The organism is Paraburkholderia atlantica, assembly GCF_000092885.1.
Taxonomy (GTDB): domain Bacteria; phylum Pseudomonadota; class Gammaproteobacteria; order Burkholderiales; family Burkholderiaceae; genus Paraburkholderia; species Paraburkholderia atlantica.
Window position 1 is genome coordinate 2,748,082 of record NC_014117.1, and the last position, 20,166, is coordinate 2,768,247.

Sequence of the window (20,166 nt, forward strand, 5' to 3'; positions counted from 1 at the left end):
GACGCCACTCTCGTCACTGTGACGCCGTTGCGCGTTTTCCGTTGTCACGTGCCTGATTTTGTTGCTATAATCGTCGGTTTCGAAGCTTGCTCCGTTTTCGAACGGTCTTCGGACGGGATTCTCAGGTTGGCGCTGCGCCGCCTGTCAATACGTCCGGAAGCCTGGAAACACGGGCCCGCCTTCGCGTAGTTTGATCGATTTTTTCGACACTTTTGCGCCCTTGGGCAATCGCTTCCAAGGGTTCGGATCGAGAAGCAGCACCTCGCCTCATCATTGCAGGCCGGGTACTGGAAACAGGAACAGGATAAGGAACCGTCATGGCTAACTCCGCACAAGCACGCAAGCGCGCCCGCCAGGCCGCGAAGGCAAACTCGCACAACTCGGCACTGCGCTCGAAGTTCCGCACGGCTATCAAGGCTGTTCGCAAGGCAATCGACGCAGGCGACCAGGCTAAGGCCGCCGAAATCTTCAAGGCATCGTCGAAGACCATCGACATCATCGCCGACAAGAACATCATTCACAAGAACAAGGCAGCTCGCCATAAGAGCCGCCTCGCTGCAGCCATCAAGGGTCTGCAAGCGCCCGCAGCGCAGTAATTCCAGTCGGCCCGCTTCGGCGGGCTAGCTCCTGTTTCCGCTGCACAAGAAGCCCGCTTTGGCGGGCTTTTTTGTTTTGGCCGGATGACCAGCCACAAAAAAACCCGCTGCTTGCGGGTTTTCGTTTTTTGCTTTTGCCGATCCGGCCAGCTTGCGTCAGATCGCATGACGTTTGGCTTGCGGCGCAGGCGCATGCTCGAGTTCCAACTCGCACGCCTCGGTGACGAGGAGGTCGTTGTCTTTTGCGAAGTTCAGAACGAAATCGAAGGCCATTGGCTCGATGTCGCGCAGTCTCGAATCAAGAATCACGCATTTGAGGTCGCCGATCATGGTCGGCCGCACGTACAGCGAGTACTGCATATAGGCGTTCGGCCCCTTCCTCACGCCGGGCCCGAACGACGACATGACGCCCGCGAGCCGCTCCGACCAGTCGCTCGGCCGAAATCTTTTTCCGGTCGACGTAATGCCCTGAATGAAATATTCGATTGGAGCTGCTTCGGCCATGTAGAAATACCTGTGTGACTGCCCAGCGGAATGACGACCAACCGGCGGCACCAGTTGCGCGCTTACATTCACCGCAAGCGACATGCGCGGCAAGAGCTTGCAGCCACCTGCGACGTGCGTGGGACCTGGCGCTAACGCAACAATGACGAGCCGCACCACGAGAACCGCTGCGGCAAACCGGCTGTACCGCTCTGGCGCCTGTCATGACGGCCACGCCGTGACAGGCTTTCCGCGCCGCGCGAGCCGCGTTTCTTCACGCGAAACGCTGGCCTGCTGGGCTATGGGATAACCCTTAAATTATAGCGCAGAGGGCCCTTTTCCGCAGCGCACACAAACGCCCTTCGATGCTCCCGCGCAGCCCGATATGAAGCCTCCTACTCGCTTCCAAATAGCTTCCTAATCGCCTCCGAATCGCTTGCGACCCCTGCCGGCCGACTCGTCAAACAGGGCGAAATCCTTTATGCTGGATTGAGTTACCACCAAACCGACGGCGGCACAGTCCGGCAACCCTGCCGGGTGAGACCGCCGTATTTGTTTCATGACCGCCAAGAAAATTCGCCACTACCTGCAGTTCAAGGACTTCTCGCTGGAAGACTACGAGTACGTGCTGGAACGCGCGCGCATCCTGAAACGCAAATTCAAGAACTACGAGACCTATCACCCGCTGCATGACCGCACGCTGGCGATGATCTTCGAAAAGAATTCGACGCGCACGCGCCTGTCGTTCGAAGCCGGCATCTTCCAGCTGGGCGGCCACGCGGTGTTCATGAGCACGCGCGACACGCAGCTCGGCCGCGGCGAGCCAATCGAAGACGCCGCCCAGGTCATCTCGCGCATGGTCGACATCATCATGATCCGCACGTTCGGCCAGGACATCATCCAACGCTTCGCCGAGAATTCGCGCGTGCCGGTGATCAACGGGCTCACGAACGAATATCACCCGTGCCAGGTGCTCGCGGACATCTTCACGTACTTCGAGCATCGCGGTCCGATCCGCGACAAGACGGTCGCGTGGGTCGGCGACGCGAACAACATGCTGTACACGTGGATCGAAGCCGCGCAGATCCTCGGCTTCAAGCTGCGCCTGTCCACGCCGCCCGGCTACAAGCTCGACCGCGCGCTCGTCGCCGCGGAAAGCGCGCCGTTCTACGAGGAGTTCGACGATCCGAACGAAGCCTGCGCAGGCGCCGATCTCGTCACCACCGACGTGTGGACCAGCATGGGATTCGAGGCCGAGAACGAAGCGCGCAAGAAGGCTTTCGCCGACTGGTGCGTCGACGCCGACATGATGGCGCGCGCGAATCCCGACGCGCTTTTCATGCACTGCCTGCCCGCGCATCGCGGCGAGGAAGTCAGCGCGGAAGTGATCGACGGACCGCAGAGCGTCGTCTGGGATGAAGCGGAAAACCGTCTGCACGTGCAGAAGGCGTTGATGGAATACCTGCTGCTCGGCAAGCTCAATCACTGAGCGAGCCATTGGACCAGGCACCAGCCGCGAGCGCGGTAATAAAAAGCGCCGGGAGGAAACTCCCGGCGCTTTTTTTGCATTCGCCGACGGTGAAGCTCGGCGCGGCAAGTCAGCGCGAAAAGAGCGCGCTTCCGCTCACAGGCAAACCGGCTCCGCCTCCAGCTCCACGCCAAATCGCTCGCGCACGTCGTGCTGGATCGCCCGCGCCAGCGCCAGCACTGCTGCGCCACTCGCGCCACCGCGATTCACCAGCACCAGCGCCTGGCGTTCGTGCACGGCCGCCGCGCCCATCGCACGGCCCTTCCAGCCGCATCGGTCGATCAGCCAGCCGGCCGCCAGCTTGATCCGCCCGTCGGCTTGCGGATACGACACGAGTTCCGGTTCGCGGCGCTTGAGCACCTCGAACTGCGCGGCGTCGATCACCGGATTCTTGAAGAAGCTCCCCGCGTTGCCCAGTTCGAGCGGATCGGGCAGCTTCGTGCGCCGCACGGCGACGACCGCATCGAAAATCGCCTGCGCGGTCGGCTGCATGGCCGCATCGTCGGCTTGCCTGGTGCTCGCTCCCGGACCCCGCGCCGCCAGCTCGCGCGCGAGATCCGCGTAGCCCGCGCGCGGCTGCCATGCCTTCGGCAAACGGAACGTCACCGACGTGATCACGAAGCGCTCGCGCCCTTCCCGCTTGAAAAAGCTGTCGCGATAGCCGAACCGGCACGCATCGGCGCCGAGTTCGACCGCATTACCGGTCGCCAGCTCGATCGCCCGCAGCGACGCAAAGCGATCGCACATTTCGAGTCCGTACGCGCCGATGTTCTGGATTGGCGCCGCGCCGACGGTGCCAGGAATCAGCGCGAGATTCTCGAGGCCGGGCATGCCCTGCGCCAGCGTCCACGCGACGAACTCGTGCCACGGCTCGCCGCCGGCCGCCTCGACATACCACGCATGCTGATCCTCGCGCACCACGCGACGGCCTCGCAGCGCCACCAGCAGCACCAGCCCGGCGAAGTCGCCGGTCAGCACGACGTTGCTGCCGCCACCGAGCACGAGGCGCGGCAGGCCCGCGACGCGTGGATCGCGCACCGCCGCGAGTAACTGCTCCTCACGCTCGATCAGGCACGCGAACTGCGCGCGCACGTCGAAGCCGAACGTGTTGTGGGCCTTCAGCGGATAGCCGGTCATCAGGGATGCGACGGCGGGAGAGGCAAGTGCGGATTGGGGCATCGGAATGGCAACAGAGCAACAACGGGCAGCAACACGAAACAACGAAAAACGACCAATGATGCGCCTGACGACACGAGCGGCGCGGCCCGCCGCGGGATCGCCCGCCGTCGCGACGCCGCGCGGCGGCCTTGGGCAAAAGAGAGCGGCGTCGGTAAAATGACGTCCGGTCCGTGATTATAGCGAGTGCCTCGCGCGCAGCCGACCGGCCGCGTCGCGCACTGCCGCACTATTGGGAGAATGCAATGCCATCGTTTGACGTCGTCTGCGAAGCCAACATGATCGAAGTCAAGAACGCGATCGAGCAGTCCAACAAGGAAATTTCGACGCGCTTCGACTTCAAGGGGTCCGACGCGCGCATCGAGCACAAGGAAAACGAAATCACCGCGTACGCCGACGACGACTTCAAGCTCGGCCAGGTGAAGGACGTATTGCTGTCGAAAATGGCCAAACGCAACGTCGACGTTCGCTTCCTCGACTACGGCAAGATCGAGAAGATCGGCGGCGACAAGGTCAAGCAGGTCATCAAGATCAAGAAGGGCGTGTCGGGCGATCTGTCGAAGAAAATCGTGCGCCTGGTGAAGGACAGCAAGATCAAGGTTCAGGCGAGCATTCAGGGCGATGCGGTGCGCATCACCGGTGCAAAGCGCGACGATCTGCAAAGCGTGATCGCGATGCTGCGCAAGGACGTTACCGACACGCCGCTCGACTTCAACAACTTCCGCGACTAAGCGGTACGGCGCGCGAGGCTTGCAACGCAACGCCCCGCGCGCAAAGTCCAAGCCGCCTCGCCTGGGCCGGGCGCTGCGGCTCAGTCCACTTCAAAGATCGTTGCCCGCGGCCGGACTCGCGGCCTTCTTCTTGTCGCCGATCCGGCTCTCCTGCCCCTTCATCAGCTTCGCGATATTGCCGCGATGTCGCCACACGAGCAGCAGGCTCATCACCAGAACCGCGAGCGCGACGATGCGCGGCCCGAACAGGAACACGTAGAAAAGCGGCGCGAACAGCGCCGAGCACAGCGCCGCCAGCGACGAGTAGCGCGTGAAGAACGCGACGATGATCCATGTCAGCAAAGTCGCGACGCCGAGCGTCGGATTGATCGCGAGCAGTACGCCCGCGGCGGTCGCGACACCTTTGCCGCCCTTGAAGCGGAAGAAGATCGGATACAGGTGGCCGAGAAATACCGCGAGCGACGCAACCGCAATCGAGCGCTCGTCGAGCCCGTAGCGTGCGCCGAAATGCACGACCAGCCAAACCGGCAGCCAGCCCTTGAAGGCGTCGCCGATCAGCGTCAGAATCGCGGCCTTCTTGCTGCCGCTGCGTAGCACATTGGTGGCGCCCGGGTTGCCCGAGCCGTACGAGCGCGGGTCGTCGAGACCCATCGCGGCGCTCACGATCACGGCAAACGACAACGAACCGATCAGATAGGCAACGACAGCGACGATCAGGTTTTGCATCTAGGACTCTTATAAGGATCGCGGTCTGACATTCGATACCCCAACCGCAACAGGGTACGCCCGTCGAAACAAGGCGGCGCACATTTTACCGAAGGCGTCCGCGCGAAAAACATTCAGGCAAACGTCAACCCGAGCGTCGGCGTCAGTCCACGCTCGCGCACTGCACGGGCTTCGCCGCGAGCAGATCGGTGAGCACCTTCGGCTCGATGCTGACGAGAAAGCCGCGCCGCCCTCCGTTCAACCAGATTTTGTCCATCTCGAGAATGGTCGACTCGACATACACCGGCATCTGCTTGCGCGTGCCGAACGGCGACGTGCCGCCGATCAGATAACCCGAATGCCGGTTCGCGACTTCGGGCTTGCACGGCTCGACGCGCTTCGCGCCGATCTGCCGCGCGAGGTTCTTGGTGCTGACGGTGCGATCGCCGTGCATCAACACGATCAACGGCTTCGCGTGCTCGTCCTCCATCACCAGCGTCTTTACGACGTGATGCTCGTCGACGCCGAGCTGGCGCGCCGACTCCTCGGTGCCGCCGTGCTCGACGTAGTCGTAAGGATGTTCGCCGAACGTGACGCCGTGACGGCGCAGCAGCTGCGTGGCGGGGGTTTCGGACACGTGTCTGGATTTGCTCATCGGCGCATTGTAATGGCGAGATTGCACAACGGCTATTTGCCGAACGGGCGATTGTGAGGGTTCGACGCTTGTGGCACGATCGTTCGAAATTATGCCCGGTTGGCGCGATAGTACGGCTGGGCTACGAATTAGTCTTGCAATTACTTGCATGGGACCAGAGGAGACAGCGTTGAACCAGCCTTCATCCATCCGTTCCACAATCGACATCCCAGCGCTGCTCGCCGCCCTGCCCGCGCGCATCAGCGACATCCCGGCGCTCGCCGCCGCACGCGATCCGCGGCATGTCGCGCTGATCGAAGATGCGCGCCGCCTCACCAACGCGCAACTCGTAGCTGCCGTCGATGCCGTCGCCGCGCTGCTGCGCGAATGGGGCGTACGCGGCGGCGATCGCGTGATGATCGTCGCGGAGAACAGCATCGCGCAGGTCGTGCTGCTGTTCGCGACCTCCAGGCTCGATGCGTGGGCGCTGGTGTCGAACGCGCGACTGTCGGCGGCCGAACTCGATTCCATCCGCGCGCATGCGCAACCGCGTGCCGTCGCGTATGCGGTCGAAAGCTCGCCCGACGCGCGCCAGCATGCGCAGCGTCATCGAGCGACACCCGCACCCGCGCTGTCGCCGGACATCGGCGCATGGTCGTATGCGGTGGACAGCAGCGTCCGAGCCGAAGCGGTCGAAGCCGCCAGCGACCGCCAATGCGCGGCGCTGATCTACACGACCGGCACCACCGGCGCACCGAAGGGCGTGATGCTGTCGCATCGCAATCTGTTGTACATCGCGGCCGTGTCGAGCCGGCTGCGCCAGGTCGGGCCCGACGACGTCGTCTATGCGGTGTTGCCGATCTCGCATGTGTACGGCTTCGCGTCGGTATGCCTCGGCAGCCTGCATGCGGGCGCGACGTTGCGGCTCGCGCCGCGCTTCATGCCGGAAGCGGTGCGCCGCGCCCTCGCCGACGAGCACGTGTCGATCTTCCAGGGCGTTCCGGCGATGCACGCAAAGCTGCTCGAACATCTGCACACGCACGGCTACGCATGGTCCGCGCCGCGGCTGCGCTTCGCGTACTCGGGCGGCTCGCCGCTCGACGCCGCGTTGAAGGCGCAGGCCGAAGCCGTCTACGGCCTGCCGCTGCACAACGGCTACGGCATGACCGAAAGCAGCCCGACCGTGTCGCAGACGATGGTCGACGCACCGCGCGCCGATTGCTCGGTCGGCGAAGTCATCCCAGGCGTCGAGGTGAAGTTCGTCGGACTCGACGGCGTCGAAGCGGCGCCGGGCGAGATCGGCGAGCTGTGGGTGCGCGGCCCGAACGTGATGCTCGGCTACTACCGCAGCCCTGAACAGACCCGCGCGACCCTCACCGAGGATGGCTGGCTGAAGACCGGCGATCTCGCGCGTCGGGACGCGGACGGTGCGTTGCATATCGTCGGGCGCAGCAAGGAACTGATCATTCGCTCGGGCTTCAACGTGTATCCGGCCGAGGTCGAGCACGTGCTGAACGCGCATCCGCAGGTCGTGCAATCGGCGGTGATCGGGCGCGCGGTCGAGGGCAACGAGGAGGTGATCGCGTTCGTCGAGCTGATTGCCGGTGCGACGGTCATGCCCGCGGAGTTGATCGCGTGGTGCGGCGAGCGGCTCGCGCCGTACAAGCGGCCGGCCGGGGTGAAGGTGCTCGACGCGCTGCCGGCCGCGTCGACCGGCAAGATTCTCAAGCACCGATTGCGCGAGTTGGTGTGAAGTGCCCGCATGCCCGCGCGCTTCACGTCGAGCTCATCCGCGCGGATGATGCTGCGCATGCAGCGATTTCAGACGCTCTCGCGCGACGTGTGTGTAGATCTGCGTCGTCGAAATATCGGTGTGGCCGAGCAGCAATTGCACGACGCGCAGATCGGCACCGTGATTGAGCAGATGCGTCGCGAACGCATGCCGCAACGTATGCGGCGACAACGGCGCATGCACACCCGCCGCCTGCGCGTGTCGCTTGATGATGTTCCAGAACTGCTGGCGCGTCATGCCTTCGGCGCGTGCCGTCACGAAGAGCGCGTCGGCCGCGCGCGGGCCCAGCAGCGCCGGGCGCGCCTCGCGAAGATAGCGCTCGATCCACGCGTGCGCTTCTTCGCCGAACGGAACGAGCCGCTCCTTCGAGCCTTTGCCGGTGACGCGCACGACGCCTTCGTTGAGTCCCACCTCGACGGTCTTCAGCGTGACCAGTTCGGTCACGCGCAAACCACTCGCGTACATCAGCTCGAGCATCGTGCGATCGCGCAAGCCGAGCGGCGTGTCGATGTCGGGCGCGCCGAGCAGCGCTTCGACCTGTGCTTCGCTCAACGTCGACGGAAAACGCGGCGGCTGCTTCGCCGAGCGGAGGCGCAATGTAGGATCGGCGGCCGCGCGATGCTCACGCACCGCCCACGCGTAATAGCGGCGAAACACCGACAGCCGGCGGTTCGCCGAGGTCGCCTTGTCCTTTTGCCGCGCCGCGCTGTAGGCGCTCAGGTCGGCTTCGCTCGCGGTATCGAGCGACGCATTGCGCGTGTGCGCGAGCCATTCGCAGAACAGACGCAAGTCGCGGCGATACGCGTCGAGCGTGTTGCGCGACAGGCCGTGTTCGAGCCACAGCGCGTCGCAAAAGGCGTCGATCGATGCGCAGCTGGTCAGCAGCAGCGGCGATACGGCGGCTGTGTCTTCGACTCGTTCAGCGGTATCGGGGGTCGTGCTCATACGTACGGCACACCTTCATGCGCGAGCAGCCAGCGCTTCACGTCGCGAAAGAAGCCGTCGCCGCCATCGTGCGCGAAGCCGCCGATGCCGCTCGCACTCACCACGCGGTGACAGGGAATCACGATCGGAAAGAAATTCGCGCCGCAAGCCTGGCCGACCGCGCGAGGCACGCTGCCTAGCTGCTTCGCGAGTTGTCCGTAAGTCAGCACGACACCCGGCGGGATGTAGCAAATCGCCTGCCATACGCGCCGCTGGAACGCGGTGCCGCACTCGGCGAGCGGCAGCGCGAACTTCGCGGACGCGCTCTCGAAGTAACGCTCGATCTGTTCGACCGCCTCGCGTGCGAGCGGCGTCTCGGGCGCGACGTTGCGCGTCGAGTCGGGCAGATAGACGATCTCGCGCACCGCCTCGCCTTCGAGCCGGATGCCGACCTTGCCGAACGGCGCATCGATCACTGCGTTGAACATGATTGCCTGCTCCTCTAGCGTGCCGGATTGCCGGCACCGAATTGCCACGACTTTACGCCGCTTCCAGCGCCCACTCCACATGCTCGCGCACGAGCGCCGACGGATCGTCGGCTCGCTGCTTCAAAGCCCGCACGATCGCAGCCCGCGCGTCTACGTCGAGAGTTCCGGGCGCGGCGCGCAACGCGTTGCCCATGCCGACCGCGAGATTGCGCAGCCAGCACTCATAGCCGATGCGGCGAATCGCGCTGCCCTGCATGCGCGTATCGAACTCCTGCGCGCTCCACCCGAACAGTTCGACCAGCGACGCGCGATCGAGCCCGTGCCGCACGTCGAAATCGGCGACCGGCGCGGCCTGCGCGAACTTGTTCCACGGACACACGAGCTGGCAATCATCACAGCCGTACACCCGATTGCCGATCAGCGGCCGCAATTCGAGCGGAATACTGCCCTTCAGTTCGATCGTCAGATACGAGATGCAGCGCCGCGCGTCGACCTTGTACGGCGCGACGATCGCGCCGGTCGGACAGGCGCCGATGCAGCGCGCGCAGCTGCCGCAATGCGAGCCCGGCGTTTCGGGCGCGGCCTCGGGCGAGGTTTCGGCGTCGGTTGGCAGCGGGATGTCGACATAGATCTCACCGAGAAAAAACAGCGAGCCGACGTCGCGCTGCAGCAGCAAGGTGTGCTTGCCGCGCCAGCCGATACCGGCCTTCTGCGCGAGCTCGACTTCGAGCACCGGCGCCGAATCGGTGAACACGCGATAGCCGAACGGCCCGATCGCCGCTTCGATCCGGTCCGCGAGTTGTTGCAGACGCTGACGCATCACCTTGTGATAGTCGCGCCCGCGCGCATAGATCGACACGACCGCCGTCGATGGGTCCGCGAGCCTCGCATGCTCGGCCGCGCGCCAGTCGCGCGTGCGGGGTGTCGCGCGTGAGGCGCGTGGCGTTACGTCTTCCGGCATGCTTTCAGGCGCCTCTCCTTCCAGCGTCCGCGCAGGCAAATAGGCGATGCGCACGGTGATCACGCGTCGCGTGCCGGCCACAAGCTCGGCTGGCCTCGCGCGTTTCATGCCGTGTTTGGCCATATAATCCATCTCGCCGTGGCAACCCGCTTCGAGCCACGCTGCAAGCGGCGCTTCGGCGGCCGACAGATCGGTATCGCTAATGCCGATCGCCCCGAAACCGAGTTCACGGCCCCACGTCTTGATGTCGAGCGCGAGCGCACGAAGCGCCGCCTCATCGAAAAGGGACGTTGCATCAGAAGCGCGCGCGGCATCATCGGCCGATGCGGGCGTGCAGGAAACAGGGGACTTCGGACTTCGGTTCATCACGCCATTTTACGAGAATGCCCGTCAATCCCGATCACGCGACCCTACCGTCCGCTCCCGTGCTGCTCGAACGCTCTTTCGCGCTCGCGGACGAAGCCGCCACGCAGACGTTCGGCGCGCGCTTCGCACAGGCGATCGAAAGCGTGCGTGCGGCCTCGCATCAGGCACAGTCAGCACAGCGCGGCACCGCAACCGACCTCGCGTTCCACGGCCTGCAAGTCCAACTCGTCGGCGATCTCGGCGCCGGCAAAACCACGCTCGTGCGCGCGACCTTGCGCGGCCTCGGTCACACCGGCCGCGTGCGCAGTCCGACCTACACGCTCGTCGAACCGTATGTGCTCGCGCGGCCCGCCGGGGAACTCGCGCTCTATCACTTCGATCTGTACCGATTCTCCGATCCGGCCGAATGGGCCGACGCGGGCTTTCGCGAATATTTCGATAGCGGCGCGGTCTGCCTCGTCGAATGGCCGCAACGCGCGGGACCGCTGCTCGGTGTGCCGGATCTCGTCTTCTCGCTCGGGCTCGTCGGCAACTCGGACGCAAACGAGGACGCACGCGTACTCGTCGCACGCGCTTATAGCGAATCAGGAAAGGCATGTCTCGAAAGATGTTAATCAAACCATTCCATTCGATCGAATCGGCAGCGGGCGCAACGCATAACTGGCGGCGCCGGCAGATCCTGCGCGCGGGCGCGTCGACGCTGCTGCTCGGCCTCGTCGCGCCGCGTCTCGCGTTGGCGAGCTCGGTGCTCGGCGTGCGCGTGTGGCCCGCGCGCGACTACACGCGCGTGACGATCGAATCCGATCAGCCGCTGCAAAACACGCAGCAACTGCTGCAGGGACCGGACCGGCTCGTCGTCGATCTGAACGGCCTCGATCTCGATCAGGCGCTCAAGGAGCTGGTGTCGAAGATCACGCCGAACGATCCGCAGATTTCGTCGGTGCGGGTCGGGCAGTATCAGCCGCACGTGGTGCGCATGGTGTTCGACCTGAAGGGCTCGGTGAAGCCGCAGGTGTTCGCGCTGCCGCCGGTCGGCGCATACAAATACAGGCTCGTGTTCGACCTGTATCCGGCCGTCGCGCCCGATCCGCTGATGGACCTGCTCGCGCAGACCGAGCGCAAGCAGCAGGCGCTCAACGAAGAAAACAACCCGCCGCCCGCGACGCTTTCCGGCCCCGGCACGCCGCCGCCGGTCGACAACAGCGATGCATTCTTCGAGCATTACGCGCAGAACGGCGGCGCAGGCAATGGCGCCGCGGGCGTACCGCGTCCGCCCGCGCGCGGCACGACGGCGCCGTCAGCGCCGGCCATTGCCGGCAGGCAGCCCACACCCTCTGCGCCGTCGGCGCCGTCGGCGCCGCCCAGCGTGATCGCCCGCAACAAGGGTGGCAACGCCAACGGCAACAGCACCGCACGCGGCCTCGACAGCAACAACGACAACCTCGCCGACAACGGCGACACCTACGCATTCACCACGCCGAAGTCGGGCCGCAGCAACACCGTGCGACTGCTCACCGTCGCGATCGATCCGGGTCATGGCGGCGAGGACCCGGGCGCGATCGGCGGCTCAGGCACCTACGAGAAGCACGTCGCGCTCGACATCGCGAAGAAGCTGCGCGCGAAGATCGACGCGCAGCCGAACATGCGCGCGATGATGACGCGCGACGCCGACTTCTTCGTGCCGCTGAACGTGCGCGTGCAGAAGGCGCGCCGCGTCGGCGCGGATTTGTTCGTGTCGATTCACGCGGACGCGTTCACGACGCCCGAGGCGAAGGGCTCGTCGGTGTTCGCGCTGTCGGAGCACGGCGCGTCGAGCGCGGCCGCGCGCTGGATGGCGAACAAGGAAAACTCGTCGGACCTGATCGGTGGCATCAACATCAAATCCGACGACGCCACCGTGAACCGCGCGCTATTCGACATGTCGACAACCGCGCAGATTCGCGACTCGATGCGCTACGGCAACTTCGTGCTCAAGGAGATCGGCGACATCAACAAGCTGCACAAGGGCTCGGTCGAGCAGGCCGGCTTCGCGGTTCTGAAGGCGCCGGACATTCCGTCGATCCTCGTCGAGACCGCATTCATCAGCAATCCGGACGAGGAGCGGCGCCTGAACGACGACGCGTATCGCGACAAGATGGCCAACGCGATTCTGACCGGCATCAAGCGCTATTTCGCGGCGAATCCGCCGCTCGCGAAGAGCCGTATGACGTGAGGTCGGCACACAGGAAGCAACAAAAAAACGGCCTCACGGCCGTTTTTTCATTCACGCTCGCAACGCGTGGCCCAACGGTTGCTCAGCGCGCCGGCATCAAGCGCTGCACGACCCAGCCGCCGAACACGTTGACCGCGAGCCCCGCCATCACGAGCAATGCGCCCGCCACCTGCATCGCCGACAATTGCTCGCCGAGCAGCAGCGACGCCGACGCGAGTCCGACGATCGGCACCAGCAGCGAGAACGGAGCGACCTGGCTCGCCGGATAGTGCGACAGCAGACGGCTCCACAAGCCATAGCCGACCAACGTCGCGATAAACGCCAGATAGACGATCGCGAAGATCGACAGCGCGCTGATACCGGTCAGCGCGGCGGCGATCTCGCGCGGCCCCTCGAACACGAACGACGCCGCGAAAAACGGCAGCGGCGGAATCAGGCTGCCCCACACGACGAGTCCGACCAGATCGACCTTGCCGACCTTCTTCGTGACGATATTGCCAAGCGCCCACATGCACGCGGCGCACAGCGTCAGCAGGAAACCGACGAGCGACATCGTGTGGCCGCCTTGCAGGCCGATCACCGCGAGCCCCGCCGCGGCGATCAGCAGACCCACGACGTTCGGCAATCGGAAGCGCTCGTGCAGAAACAGCGCCGCGAAGATCAGCGTGAAAAACGCCTGCGCCTGGAGCACCAGCGACGCGAGCCCCGCCGGCATGCCGACGTACATCGCCGAGAACAGGAACGCGAATTGCCCGAACGAGATGGTCGCGCCGTAGGCGAACAACCAGCGCCACGGCATCTGCGGCCGCTTGACGAAAAACACCGCCGGCACCGCGGCGAGCGCAAAGCGCAGCGCGCCGAGCAGCATCGGCGGCACGCCATGCAGGCCGACCTTGATCACGACGAAATTGACGCCCCACGCGACCACGACGATCAGCGCGAGCAGCAAGTCCCTGGGCGACATCCAGGTCTCCAATGAAATGGTTCGATCCGGCAGTGTAGCCGAGGCGGCGATCCCGGTTCATCGCGCCCGCGGATGGCGAGCGTGCACCGTCGCCGTCGGACGCGCGCGACGCGCAGTAGAATCGACCATTCGAGCCTTCTCCTTCCACTTTACCGTCGAGCCTGCTCATGACTTCCTCGATTAAAGCCGTCCTCAAACCGCACGTACGCGACATCGGCAATCTGGCCGTGCGGCGCGTGCTGCCGGCGATGGCGGCCCGCCTCGTCGGCCCGTTCATCTTCTTCGACCACATGGGCCCCGCAACCCTCGAACCCGGCACCGGCCTCGACGTGCGCCCCCATCCGCATATCGGCCTCGCGACCGTCACCTATCTGTTCGACGGCGCGATCATGCATCGCGACAGCCTCGGCTCCGAGCAGAAGATCGTCCCCGGCGACGTCAACTGGATGACGGCCGGGCGCGGCATCGTCCATTCGGAGCGCACGCCGGCCGAAGACCGCGCGCGCGGCCAGAGGGTTCACGGCATCCAGACCTGGGTCGCGCTGCCGCTCGCCGATGAAGACGCCGAGCCGTCGTTCGCGCATCATGCGGCGGCGACCTTGCCGGTCGTCGAGCGCAATGGTGTGACACTGCGCGTGATCGCGGGGACCGCATTCGGCGCGGTGTCGCCGGTCGCGACGTTCTCGGGCACGCTTTACGTCGCCGCCGACTTCACGCCGGGCAGCGCGTTCGCGCTCGAACCGGAACACGAGGAGCGCGGCGTATATCTGGTGGAAGGCGATCTGGAGATCGACGGCGCCACGCTCGAAGCCGGCGAGATGGCCGTGCTCGCGCTCGACGAAACCGTGACGCTCGCGAGCACCCACGGCGCGCGCGTGATGCTGCTCGGCGGCGAGAGGCTCGACGGCGAGCGCTTCATCGAATGGAATTTCGTCGCGAGCTCGCGCGAGAAGATCGAAGCGGCGAAGCTCGCGTGGACGAATCAGGAAATGGGACACGTGCCCGGCGAAACCGAATGGATTCCGCTGCCGCAGCGCAAGTGACGGCGCGAGGGGCCGCGCGCGAATCCCCACATTGAATTCGCACGATTCGGCCCCACCTAGCCACAATCCGTTTCTATCGACGAGGACGCAATGGACACCACTCTGGCCACTTTCGAACAGGACGTCATCAAGGCGTCGATGCTGGCCCCCGTGCTGGTCGATTTCTGGGCGCCGTGGTGCGGCCCCTGCAAGAGTCTCGGCCCGATGCTCGAAAAGCTCGAAGCCGAAGCCGCCGGCAAATGGAAGCTCGTGAAGGTCAACGTGGACGAGAACCACGAGCTGGCCGCGCACTTCCAGGTGCGCAGCATTCCGCACGTGATCGCATTCGCCGACGGCCAGGCCGTCGATCAGTTCATCGGCGTGCTGACGGAAGGACAGCTGCGCGAGTTCCTCGACCGGCTCGTGCCGCAGGGCGCGCCGGCCGCGCGCATCGAAGCGCAGACCGCGCTCGCCGAAGGTCGCCGCGACGACGCCTACGACCTGCTGCAAGCGGCGCTCGCGTATGACCCGGGCTTCGACGACGCGCGCATGGACCGCATCGAGTTACTGCTCGAAGACAACCGCATCGACGAGGCGCGCAGCGAAGTCGATCTGCTGTCGCCGAAAACCACGCAAGGCATCGACGCGCGTTTCAACGCGATCAAGACGCGGCTCGACGCGGTGGACGCCGCCGCGGACCTGCCGCCCACCGATGCGCTAGAAGCACGCGTCGCGGGCAATCCCGACGATCTCGAAGCGCGCTTCGATCTCGCGAATGCGTTTATCGCGCGGCGCAAATACGCGCAGGCGCTCGAACATCTGCTCGCGATCGTGCAGCGCGACCGCGCGTTCCGCGACGATATCGGCCGCAAGACGATGTTGTCCGTGTTCGATCTGGCCGCGCATCAGCCCGAGTTGGTGGCGCAGTGGCGGCGCAAGCTGAGCGCGTCGTTGTATTGATCGTTTCTGATGTTCTGCCCGATGGCAGCCTGGGTCAGAGCGGCTGACACCGCCGCCCAGGCTGCCACCTAAACCGTCGCCTTCTTCGCCAGCTCCCGCAACACATACGCCGCGGCCGCAAAACCAAAGCTCGCGGTCACGCACACGCTCGACCCGAACCCCGCGCAGTTCAAGCCGACCGGCCCCGTATGTCCGGGCGACGTGCTCACGTGCTCGGCTGCTTCGTCGATATCGCAGACGGCCACCTCCGGATAGATCAGCGGCTCGTCGGAATACACGGCACTCACCTTGAACTTCGCTTTCGGCCCGCGCGGAAAGCCGTGCTGCTTGCGCAGCTGCCCGCGCACCTTCGACAGCAGCGGGTCCTGGATCGTCAGCGCCAGATCGTCGATGCGGATGCGCGTCGGGTCGAGCTGACCGCCCGCGCCGCCGACCGTGATCAGCGGCTGCTTGCGCTCGACACACCACGCGATCAGCGCGGTCTTCGTGCGCACGCTGTCGATCGCGTCGATCACATAGTCGAAGCCGCCGCCGAGCGTCGCTGCGAAATTGTCCGGCTCGACGAAGTCTTCGATCAGCCGCACGTCGCAGTACGGATTGATCGCCGTGATGCGCTCGGCCATCGCTTCGACCTTCGGTTTTCCGTAGTTGCCGTCGAGTGCGTGAATCTGCCGGTTAGTGTTGCTCTCCGCGACGTTGTCGAGATCGATCAGCGTCAGCGTGCCGAGCGCGCTGCGCGCAAGCGCCTCCGCGACCCAAGACCCCACCCCGCCGATGCCGATCACCGCGACGTGCGCACCCTCGAACGCGGCGAGCGCGGGCGCGCCATACAGACGGGCGATGCCGCCGAACCGGCGCGCGCGGTCGGCGGTTTCGTTCGCGTCGAGGCTGGTAGTAAGATCGGATTGCGCGGTGGTGCTGGACATGATGGCAGGGCTCGAAAACACAGGCGGAACGTAGTAGGCGGCGGCGCATTGGCTATTCGCTTTGGCCAATAAAGCGCGCAGCCCGTATTTTGCCTGAACGCGTGAAAGCAGCCGCGTAGGACCACGAGCAGCGACGCAACGTTACAGGCTTGGCGCTCGCAATACGCGCCCGTCATACGTTGATCCGCTCGCGCGCAAAAACCTGGCGCCTTGGCTATACTTGGCCCACTGTAGCGTTCGCATAAGAACATGATCTCACTCGCCGAGCTTCGAAAAAACTACTCGCTGGGCTCACTGGACGTTGCCGACGTCAACCACGATCCGTTCCGCCAATTCGACACGTGGTTCCAGCAGGCGATCGACGCCAAGCTGCCTGAGCCGAATGCAATGACGCTTGCCACGGTCGACACGCGCGGCCGGCCTTCGGCACGCATCGTGCTCATCAAGGGCGTCGACGAGCGTGGTTTCGTGTTCTTCACCAACTACGAAAGCCGCAAGGGCCGCGAACTGAGCGCGAACCCCTACGCGAGCCTGCTGTTTCACTGGATCGAGCTCGAGCGCCAGGTGCGCATCGAGGGCCGCGTCGTCAAAACGAGCGAGGCAGACAGTGACGCGTATTTCGCATCGCGTCCGCTCGGCTCGCGGATCGGCGCATGGGCATCGAATCAGAGTCAGGTGATTGAAAGCCGCTCGCAGCTCGAAGTACGCGAACGCGAAATCAGCCTGCAATACGGCGAAAATCCTCCGCGTCCGCCGCACTGGGGCGGCTACCGTCTGGTGCCCGACGCGATCGAATTCTGGCAGGGGCGGCCATCGCGGCTGCACGATCGTCTGCTTTATACGCGCGCGGAAGAAAACGCGAACTGGCTGATCGCACGCCTGTCGCCCTGACCGGACGATGACGGGACGAATGACGCCGGCGGCGCCGCCATCGTAGCGGCGTGCGTCGGCGGGATTGCGTTGCGCGGCCCGCGGAATGCGCCGCGCCCTATCGCGATCCACATAGCTTTGCTTTAAATCAACGAACACGGAGAGATCACATGTTCTGGGAGAAGAAGCTGGCGCAGTGGGTTGAAGATGTCAAAGCCACAGCTAACCTGCCCGCACGCCTCGTGCTGTGGGACGGTCAGCAACACGACTTCGGGCAGTTCGCCGCGCCCCAGGTCACGCTACACGTGAAGAGCGCAACCGCGCTGCCCTATCTGCTCGAACCGAGCCTCGACAATCTTGGCGAAGCCTATGTCAAAGGCAAGATCGACATCGAGGGCAAGCTGTCGGACATCATCAATATCGGCTACCAGCTCGCGCGCAGTACCGTGACGAGCGCCGGCAAGCTCGCGCGCGTGCGGCGCTACTTCAATCATTCGAAGACGTCGGATAAGAAAGCCATTCAGTACCACTACGACGTGTCGAACGAGTTCTACAAGCTGTGGCTCGACGAGAACATGGTCTACTCGTGCGCGTACTTCGAGACCGGCACCGAAGACCTCGCGACCGCGCAGCTGAAGAAAATCGATCACATTCTGACCAAAATCCAGTTGCAGCCCGGGCAGCGTCTGCTCGACATCGGCTGCGGCTGGGGTGCGCTCGTGCTGCGCGCCGCGCAGAAGTTCGGCGCGAAGTGCGTCGGCGTCACGCTGTCGCAGAACCAGTTCGATCTCGCCACCGCGCGCGTCAAAGCGGCGGGGCTCGAGAACCAGATCGAAATCCGCCTGCAGGACTATCGCGACATCCCGGGGCAGTTCGACCGCATCACGAGCGTCGGCATGTTCGAGCACGTGGGCCGCAAGAACCTGCCCGGCTATTTCCAGAAGATCCACGATCTGCTCGCCGACGACGGCATCGCGATGAACCATGGCATCACGTCGAGCGACGCCGATAGCGGCGAAACCGCACTCGGCGGCGGCGAGTTCATCGACCGCTACGTGTTCCCGGACGGCGAGCTGCCGCATATCAGCCTCGCGCTCGAATCGATGCAGCGCGGCGGACTCGAACCGATTGACGTCGAAAGCCTGCGCCGTCACTATGCGCACACGCTCGACATCTGGGCGGAAAATTTCGAAGCCCACGCGGATCAGGCGCGCAAGCTCGTCGACGACGAAAAATTCCGCATCTGGCGCGTGTATCTGGCCGGCTGCGCGTATGCGTTCGAAAACGACGACGTGTCGATCTTCCAGGTGGTGTGCCGCAAAGCCGGCCGCAGCGCGAAAACCCTGCCGTGGTCGCGCCGCTACATGTACGAAAAACCGCTGTGACCCGGCTGTGACCGGCTGCGCCGCGGCGGCGTGCATGAAGCCCGCGCCGCGGCGCAAATCTGATCAACAGCAGGCCGGACATTGATGGACCAGAGCAGGACGAGTGACGTTGAGGAGCCGTTGAACGGCAAGGACGGCAGCGCGGACGATGCAGCGCACGACGCCACGCAGCAGTTCGATCTGTTCGGAATGCCGGTCGAGGCTGCGGTAGAAACACCGGCTGTGCCCGCCAGCGAAGCCGATTCGGCCGCAAGCACTGCCGCGCAGCCACAGCGCAAGCGTGCGCCGAAAACCGCAAAAGCCCGCGCTGCCGCGTCGCTGTTCAAAGACGACGCCGCGCCCAACGGCCCGGGTCTTGAACCGGACCGCGCACCCGCACCCGCCCCCGCCGACGCCCCGAAAAAACGCCGCGGCCGCGACGTGCTCGCCGCGCCGCCGTCGCCCGAACTGCTCGCGCTCGCGGCGCAATTGCCGCCGCAGATCCACCTCGGCACGTCGACATGGTCGTTCCCGGGCTGGAGCGGCATCGTCTACGGCGACGACTACAGCAACAGCAAACTGTCGCGCGAGGGCTTGAGCGCGTACGGCGCGCATCCGCTGCTGAAGACGGTCAGCATCGACCGCTCGTTTTACCAGGCGCTGACGGTCACCGAATACCTGCGCTACGCGCAGCAGGTGCCCGAGCACTTCCGCTTCATCGTCAAGGCGCCGATGACGATCACCGACGCCACCGTGCGCGCCGAGCGCGGCGAGCCGGTATCGCTGAACCCGTGCTTCCTGAACGCGCAGATGGCGATCGACGATTTCGTCACGCCGTGTCTCGAAGGCCTCGGCGCAAAGGCCGGCGCGCTGGTGTTCCAGTTCTCGCCGCTGCCGGATCAGATGCTCGCGCAGCCGGCGGTGTTCATCGAGCGTCTGGGAGAGTTTTTCGGCGCGCTGCCGAGGCTGCGCGAAGGCAGTTGCTACGCGGTCGAGATTCGCGACGCGAGCCTGCTCACGCCACGCTTCATCCGTATGCTGAAGACGGCGGGCGTGCGCTACTGCGTCGGCATTCATGCGCGGATGCCCGATCCGCTGCGTCAGGCCGCGGCGCTCGCGCTGCTCGACGGCGAGCCGGCTGGTCCGCTGATCGTGCGCTGGAGCCTGCACGGCGGTTTCAAGTACGAACAGGCGAAGGCGAAGTACGAGCCGTTCAATCGGCTCGTCGACGAAGATCCGGCGACGCGCGCATCGCTCGCCGAGCTGGCCGCGCGCTACGCGCTGGCCGGTCAGCCGGTGGTGATCGCGGTCAACAACAAGGCGGAAGGATCGGCGCCGCTCAGCTGCGTGAAGCTCGCCGAAGAGATTGTCGAAGCCTGCGTGCGCGTCACTAAGGGACGCGGGGATGGTGGTTCCGGCGCTGATGATGCGCGATCACAGCCCCAGGAACCGCAGTAACGAACG

20 protein-coding genes are annotated in these 20,166 nt (G+C 64.9%); 11 read left to right on the forward strand and 9 right to left on the reverse strand.

From position 1 onward, the window contains the following. Window positions 1-317: 317 nt before the first annotated feature. A complete protein-coding gene (gene rpsT, locus BC1002_RS12305; RefSeq protein WP_013090353.1) occupies window positions 318-596 on the forward strand; it encodes a 30S ribosomal protein S20 in 279 nt (92 codons plus the stop codon). Between the two features lie 156 nt (window positions 597-752). Here rpsT and BC1002_RS12310 read toward each other — a convergent pair whose 3' ends face one another. After that, on the reverse strand, window positions 753-1,100 hold the full coding sequence (locus BC1002_RS12310) for a DUF3579 domain-containing protein (RefSeq protein ID WP_013090354.1): 348 nt from the start codon (window positions 1,098-1,100) through the stop codon (window positions 753-755). A gap of 538 nt (window positions 1,101-1,638) precedes the next feature. Here BC1002_RS12310 and argF point away from each other — a divergent pair. Next, entirely contained in the window at window positions 1,639-2,568 is a 930-nt protein-coding gene (argF, locus tag BC1002_RS12315; protein ID WP_013090355.1) for an ornithine carbamoyltransferase, read from the forward strand. 135 nt (window positions 2,569-2,703) lie between these two features. Here the strand turns inward: argF and murB are convergent, their stop codons facing one another. Further along, entirely contained in the window at window positions 2,704-3,744 is a 1,041-nt protein-coding gene (murB, locus tag BC1002_RS12320; RefSeq protein WP_041734422.1) for a UDP-N-acetylmuramate dehydrogenase, read from the reverse strand. A 284-nt stretch (window positions 3,745-4,028) separates the two neighbouring features. On the opposite strand from murB, the gene BC1002_RS12325 reads away from it, so the two are divergent. Continuing rightward, window positions 4,029-4,514 (forward strand): YajQ family cyclic di-GMP-binding protein, encoded by a 486-nt coding sequence (locus tag BC1002_RS12325; protein WP_013090357.1) that lies wholly within the window; start codon window positions 4,029-4,031, stop codon window positions 4,512-4,514. A 90-nt stretch (window positions 4,515-4,604) separates the two neighbouring features. On the opposite strand, the gene plsY is transcribed toward BC1002_RS12325, so the two are convergent. Both plsY and ybaK read right to left on the reverse strand, forming a co-directional pair. After that, window positions 4,605-5,240, reverse strand: a complete 636-nt coding sequence (plsY, locus tag BC1002_RS12330; protein WP_013090358.1) for a glycerol-3-phosphate 1-O-acyltransferase PlsY — start codon at window positions 5,238-5,240, stop codon at window positions 4,605-4,607. A gap of 142 nt (window positions 5,241-5,382) precedes the next feature. Next, window positions 5,383-5,874 (reverse strand): Cys-tRNA(Pro) deacylase, encoded by a 492-nt coding sequence (ybaK, locus tag BC1002_RS12335; protein WP_013090359.1) that lies wholly within the window; start codon window positions 5,872-5,874, stop codon window positions 5,383-5,385. Between the two features lie 148 nt (window positions 5,875-6,022). On the opposite strand from ybaK, the gene BC1002_RS12340 reads away from it, so the two are divergent. Further along, complete coding sequence (locus BC1002_RS12340) at window positions 6,023-7,606, forward strand: class I adenylate-forming enzyme family protein (RefSeq protein WP_420798738.1); 1,584 nt, start codon at window positions 6,023-6,025, stop codon at window positions 7,604-7,606. 33 nt (window positions 7,607-7,639) lie between these two features. On the opposite strand, the gene xerD is transcribed toward BC1002_RS12340, so the two are convergent. Genes xerD through queG form a run of 3 tightly spaced genes read right to left on the reverse strand, consistent with a single transcriptional unit; the run spans window position 7,640 to window position 10,384 of the window. Next, on the reverse strand, window positions 7,640-8,590 hold the full coding sequence (gene xerD, locus BC1002_RS12345; RefSeq protein ID WP_013090361.1) for a site-specific tyrosine recombinase XerD: 951 nt from the start codon (window positions 8,588-8,590) through the stop codon (window positions 7,640-7,642). After that, on the reverse strand, window positions 8,587-9,057 hold the full coding sequence (locus BC1002_RS12350) for a methylated-DNA--[protein]-cysteine S-methyltransferase (RefSeq protein ID WP_013090362.1): 471 nt from the start codon (window positions 9,055-9,057) through the stop codon (window positions 8,587-8,589). The genes xerD and BC1002_RS12350 overlap by 4 nt, the downstream gene beginning before the upstream one ends. Before the next feature lie 52 nt (window positions 9,058-9,109). Continuing rightward, window positions 9,110-10,384, reverse strand: a complete 1,275-nt coding sequence (gene queG, locus BC1002_RS12355) for a tRNA epoxyqueuosine(34) reductase QueG (protein ID WP_013090363.1) — start codon at window positions 10,382-10,384, stop codon at window positions 9,110-9,112. 17 nt (window positions 10,385-10,401) lie between these two features. On the opposite strand from queG, the gene tsaE reads away from it, so the two are divergent. Continuing rightward, entirely contained in the window at window positions 10,402-10,998 is a 597-nt protein-coding gene (tsaE, locus tag BC1002_RS12360; RefSeq protein ID WP_013090364.1) for a tRNA (adenosine(37)-N6)-threonylcarbamoyltransferase complex ATPase subunit type 1 TsaE, read from the forward strand. Next, a complete protein-coding gene (locus BC1002_RS12365; protein WP_157874665.1) occupies window positions 10,992-12,596 on the forward strand; it encodes an N-acetylmuramoyl-L-alanine amidase in 1,605 nt (534 codons plus the stop codon). Before tsaE ends, BC1002_RS12365 begins: the two co-directional genes overlap by 7 nt. Window positions 12,597-12,678: 82 nt before the next feature. Here BC1002_RS12365 and BC1002_RS12370 read toward each other — a convergent pair whose 3' ends face one another. Continuing rightward, a complete protein-coding gene (locus BC1002_RS12370; RefSeq protein ID WP_013090366.1) occupies window positions 12,679-13,560 on the reverse strand; it encodes an O-acetylserine/cysteine exporter in 882 nt (293 codons plus the stop codon). A 167-nt stretch (window positions 13,561-13,727) separates the two neighbouring features. Between BC1002_RS12370 and BC1002_RS12375 the strand changes: the two genes are divergently transcribed. Further along, window positions 13,728-14,603, forward strand: a complete 876-nt coding sequence (locus tag BC1002_RS12375) for a pirin family protein (RefSeq protein ID WP_013090367.1) — start codon at window positions 13,728-13,730, stop codon at window positions 14,601-14,603. Window positions 14,604-14,693: 90 nt separating this feature from the next. Further along, entirely contained in the window at window positions 14,694-15,542 is an 849-nt protein-coding gene (gene trxA, locus BC1002_RS12380) for a thioredoxin (RefSeq protein WP_013090368.1), read from the forward strand. 68 nt (window positions 15,543-15,610) lie between these two features. Here trxA and tcdA read toward each other — a convergent pair whose 3' ends face one another. Further along, on the reverse strand, window positions 15,611-16,468 hold the full coding sequence (tcdA, locus tag BC1002_RS12385) for a tRNA cyclic N6-threonylcarbamoyladenosine(37) synthase TcdA (RefSeq protein WP_013090369.1): 858 nt from the start codon (window positions 16,466-16,468) through the stop codon (window positions 15,611-15,613). A gap of 249 nt (window positions 16,469-16,717) precedes the next feature. On the opposite strand from tcdA, the gene pdxH reads away from it, so the two are divergent. The 3 genes from pdxH to BC1002_RS12400 all read left to right on the forward strand — a co-directional run bounded on the left by pdxH (window position 16,718) and on the right by BC1002_RS12400 (window position 20,160). Further along, entirely contained in the window at window positions 16,718-17,359 is a 642-nt protein-coding gene (gene pdxH / locus BC1002_RS12390; protein WP_013090370.1) for a pyridoxamine 5'-phosphate oxidase, read from the forward strand. Between the two features lie 149 nt (window positions 17,360-17,508). Further along, window positions 17,509-18,723, forward strand: a complete 1,215-nt coding sequence (locus BC1002_RS12395; RefSeq protein ID WP_013090371.1) for an SAM-dependent methyltransferase — start codon at window positions 17,509-17,511, stop codon at window positions 18,721-18,723. An 84-nt stretch (window positions 18,724-18,807) separates the two neighbouring features. Next, window positions 18,808-20,160 carry a DUF72 domain-containing protein gene (locus tag BC1002_RS12400; protein ID WP_013090372.1) on the forward strand — a complete coding sequence of 451 codons (1,353 nt, stop codon included), beginning with the start codon at window positions 18,808-18,810 and terminating at the stop codon, window positions 20,158-20,160. The last annotated feature ends 6 nt before the right edge of the window (window positions 20,161-20,166 follow it).